Source organism: Paracoccus sp. PAMC 22219, from assembly GCF_000787695.1.
GTDB lineage: Bacteria > Pseudomonadota > Alphaproteobacteria > Rhodobacterales > Rhodobacteraceae > Paracoccus.
The window spans coordinates 1-3,594 of sequence record NZ_BBPH01000106.1; the positions used below are offsets into that span (position 1 = coordinate 1).

Annotated in this window: 4 protein-coding genes and 1 pseudogene; 2 read left to right on the forward strand and 3 right to left on the reverse strand. The window is 59.5% G+C overall.

The genetic code is table 11. The features are described from left to right. Together TY51_RS12460 and TY51_RS12465 are read left to right on the forward strand one after the other, a co-directional pair. Window positions 1-429, forward strand: a 429-nt coding sequence (locus tag TY51_RS12460) for a LysR substrate-binding domain-containing protein (protein ID WP_042250038.1), incomplete at its 5' end; no start/stop codon positions are given. A 290-nt stretch (window positions 430-719) separates the two neighbouring features. Beyond that, entirely contained in the window at window positions 720-1,628 is a 909-nt protein-coding gene (locus TY51_RS12465) for a calcium/sodium antiporter (protein ID WP_042250039.1), read from the forward strand. Between the two features lie 81 nt (window positions 1,629-1,709). Here the strand turns inward: TY51_RS12465 and TY51_RS22760 are convergent, their stop codons facing one another. From TY51_RS22760 to TY51_RS21100, 3 genes and pseudogenes are all read right to left on the reverse strand, one after another. Continuing rightward, window positions 1,710-1,949: a hypothetical protein gene (locus tag TY51_RS22760; RefSeq protein ID WP_042250040.1), complete on the reverse strand. Its 240-nt coding sequence runs from the start codon at window positions 1,947-1,949 to the stop codon at window positions 1,710-1,712. Window positions 1,950-2,087: 138 nt separating this feature from the next. Further along, complete coding sequence (locus tag TY51_RS12475; RefSeq protein WP_042250041.1) at window positions 2,088-3,056, reverse strand: magnesium and cobalt transport protein CorA; 969 nt, start codon at window positions 3,054-3,056, stop codon at window positions 2,088-2,090. Between the two features lie 226 nt (window positions 3,057-3,282). Then, a pseudogene (locus tag TY51_RS21100) lies at window positions 3,283-3,525 on the reverse strand (integrase core domain-containing protein); the annotation flags it as partial. Between the last annotated feature and the right edge of the window lie 69 nt (window positions 3,526-3,594).

Consider the following 3,594-nt stretch of genomic DNA (forward strand, 5'->3'; position numbering starts at 1 on the left):
GCCCGCGATGCCGCCAGCCCATGGCTGATCCACCGGCTGGCCGAACAGCCGGTCAGTCTGATCGGGCGGCCGGACCTGGTGGGCAAGGGCCGGTCGCTGGCCCAGCTGCTGCGGTCGGAACCCCTGGTCCTGCCGGTGCCTGAAACGGCGCTGCGGGCCGATTTCGACACGATGGCCGCCCGGATGGGCATCGTGCCGCTGATCGCCGCCGAGGCGGACGACATGGCAATGCTGCGCCTGCTGGCGCGAGAGGGGGCGGGGATCGCGGTCATCCCTCCCATCGTCGTGCGGGACGAACTGGACGCCGGATCGCTTGTCGAGGCCGCCCGACTGGCGGGCATCAGCGAGACGTTCTACGCCGTCACCCAGCATCGCCGCTTTCCGAACCCGCTTTTGGCGGACGTGCTGTCGCTTTGCGATAACAGGTGATCAGCAGTTTCAGCGCCTGCTGGCCTACAACAGGACCACCTGCTCGATATCAGGGTCGACTATGTTCGAGACAGCTCACCACCCGGCGCAATGAACTTTCAAGGCAGGGTGGGCCGTGCTCTGCAATGACGCCGCTTGGTCAGGTTGAATTTCGATAGCGTGCGGGTTCGCAACCGTTTTGAGCAAGGGCTAACCGATGGCACCGATAAAGGAAGGGGGTGGACTTGTTGTTTTAGAAGAGAAATATCATATGAAATGAACCGTGCCTCCGGGCCAACTTTGGATCGATCATGACATATCTGCTTTTTGCTCTTGGGCTTGTGGCACTTTTCTTCGGGGGTGAGGCCCTCGTCAGGGGCGCGACGGCCATTGCCCGTCACTTCCGCCTGTCGCCAATGGTGATCGGCCTGACCATCGTGGGCTTTGGAACATCCGCACCCGAAATGCTGGTTTCCGTGCAAGCAGCGCTTGCAGGTCAGCCCGCCATTGCGATCGGGAACGTCCTGGGCTCGAACATCGCCAACATTCTGCTGATCCTCGGCATTTCAGCGGTCGTTGCCCCGCTCATCATCCCTGTGAAAAAGCTCTGGCGTGATCTCGGCTTCATGCTGTTGGCGACGGCGACCATCTGGATCATGCTCCTGGACGGCAATGTCACCCGGCTGGACGGCGTGGTGCTGATTGCTGGCCTTATCGTCTTCCTCGTCACCGCTTTCATGACCAGCAAGGTGGAAACCCCTGAGGTCGAGCTTGGGGATTCCCCTCAGTGGAAAGCCTGGGCAATGACCTTGGGGGGCTTGGTTGTCCTCGTCATCGGCGCCCGGTTGCTGGTGGACAGCGCGACGGAACTGGCACGCGCGTTCGGCATATCCGAGGCGGTGATCGGCCTGACGATCGTGGCGGTAGGAACCTCGCTCCCGGAACTGGCAACGTCCCTGATCGCAGCCATCCGCAAGCAGACCGAGATCGCCGTAGGCAACATCGTCGGCTCGAACATCTTCAACATCTTTGGCATCCTCGGCACCACGGCGCTGATCCATCCGATCGTTGCAGATCCGCGCTTTGCCTCCATCGACATGATCTGGGTGACGATTGCCGCTGTGGGGCTCTCCGTGCTGGCATTCGTCCTTGGGGGCCTACCGCGCATCGCAGGTTTTGTCCTCATGGCGACCTATGCCGGGTATGTGGCCTTGATCTAACTAGGCGGTTTCTGAGTTGCATGGCCCATCGCAGCCATTTGCTATCACCCACAGTGCAGCATTCGCATCCATACAGGCGCATTAGCTGGTCCCCGCTTGACCAGCACTTTGCGCGTGGCCTTGGATGCCCTTTGCCGCCCTCTTGGGAGAGCCATACCCGATCACAAGCATGACGCCCTCAAAGTGATCGGCATGACACTTGGTGCAAATCCAGTTGGCATCGAGTTCGCTTTTGCAGACCAGACAGGGATCATCCTCGACGTTGAAGTCGAGCGGAAATGGGACAGGGACTACCGCAATGGCGCACATGGTCTGTCTCATCAATGATCATCATTTACTATACACAAAATACCGTCAGGAACTGACAGCTATGCGACACCGGTGCCAAGCGATTCATGAGGCTGCCATGAGAGAGGCAGTGGCTTTTCCAGCCAGAGCTTTTCTTTGCAGGCGATCCAGTCAAAGCCAGCCAAGCCGCTTGAAGCGGACATAGAGGAACGTGCAGGCTCCCACGATGGCCGATAGCACGACAAAGTAGCCGTACCTGGTCGATAGTTCGGGCATGTTCTCGAAATTCATGCCGTAGATCCCTGCAATTGCCGTCGGCACGGCGAGGATGGCCGCCCACGCCGCCAGTTGGCGGGTGATGATGCCTGTGCGTTGCTGCTCCAGCAGGTTGCTGAACTCAAAAACCGAGGCCAGGACCTGAAGCAGCCCATCGACCATGGTCTGCACGCGCCGGACATGATCCAGGACATCGCTGAAGTACGGTCTTGTGTTCGCGTCGATGCAGGGAAGGTCCTGTCGGACCAGCTTGCCGGCGACTTCGCCCATGGGGCCCAGCACCCGCTGAAACCTGGTCAGATGGCGACGGAGCGCGAAGATGCGCGTGATCTCTTCGCGTCCGAGAAAAGTGTCGATGGTCTGCTGCTCCATCAACAGCACCTTCTCTTCGATCTGCTCGACGATGGGCAGATAGCCGTCGACGATGTAATCCAGAATGGCGTGCAGAACGTAGTCGACCCCGTGGATCAGCAGGCTCGGGACCGCCTCCAGCTGCGCACGCAACGCGATGTGAGATCGGGCCGATCCGTGGCGCACGCTGATGATATGGCTGTGGCCGACGAAGATGGCGGTTTCGCCATAGGTGATCGTATCGCCTTCCAGACGCGCAGTCCGCGCAACGACGAACAGCTGTTCGCCATAGATGTCCACCTTGGGCAGTTGATCCGCCTTTACGGCATCCTCGATGGCCAGCGGATGCAGGTCGTACTGCTCTTTGAGCGTCTGCATCTCCTCTTCGGTGGGATCACAGATCCCGATCCAGACGAACTCGGAGTTGTCCGAGGGGCAGTCGATCTTCTCGGTGATCGACACCTCGCGCACGCGCTTGCCGTGGCGGTAGAGATAGGCAGCAACGACCGTCATGGTAACCTTTGCGAACGATAGGCATCCTACGAGGCATAAGCCCTAACCCGACACCCACCGCTGGCGTCAAGGGCGGATCACGAGTGCTGATTCACAATCGTTATACCTACGTCTGGTCAGTCAACTAAATTGCCTGCGCAGTCGAAGTGGTCACCCTAATAGTTTCGCCCATCAAGTTCGCACCAGGGACGGTGCATTCTGCTAGTGTTCTGGTCTTGCCCCCGTTTCACCGGACACTCAGGCAGTTGCTGGTTTGAGCTGCGATGAACTCGCGAGGCGAGCGCATCTTCAGCTGATGACGGGTGATTGTCGTTGTAGTCCTCGATCCAGCCTCCGATCCATCCGAGAACGGTTTGGGCGTCTGGTAGCGGCGTCACCTGGACGTAATCGTGCTTGAGCGTCTTCACGAATGCCTCTGACATGCCATTGCTCTGAGGCTCCGCACCGGGGTGAAGCAAGGCTTCAGACCAGTTGGCGAGCGAGATCTGCGTGTCCTTGGCGATGGATCGTTCTCAGACCCACCTTGGCACACAGATGC

Coding starts and splice junctions, on each gene's coding strand:
- TY51_RS12465 (WP_042250039.1), top strand. CDS start 720: ATGACATATCTGCTTTTTGCTCTTGGGCTTGTGGCACTTTTCTTCGGG.
- TY51_RS22760 (WP_042250040.1), bottom strand. CDS start 1,949: ATGAGACAGACCATGTGCGCCATTGCGGTAGTCCCTGTCCCATTTCCG.
- TY51_RS12475 (WP_042250041.1), bottom strand. CDS start 3,056: ATGACGGTCGTTGCTGCCTATCTCTACCGCCACGGCAAGCGCGTGCGC.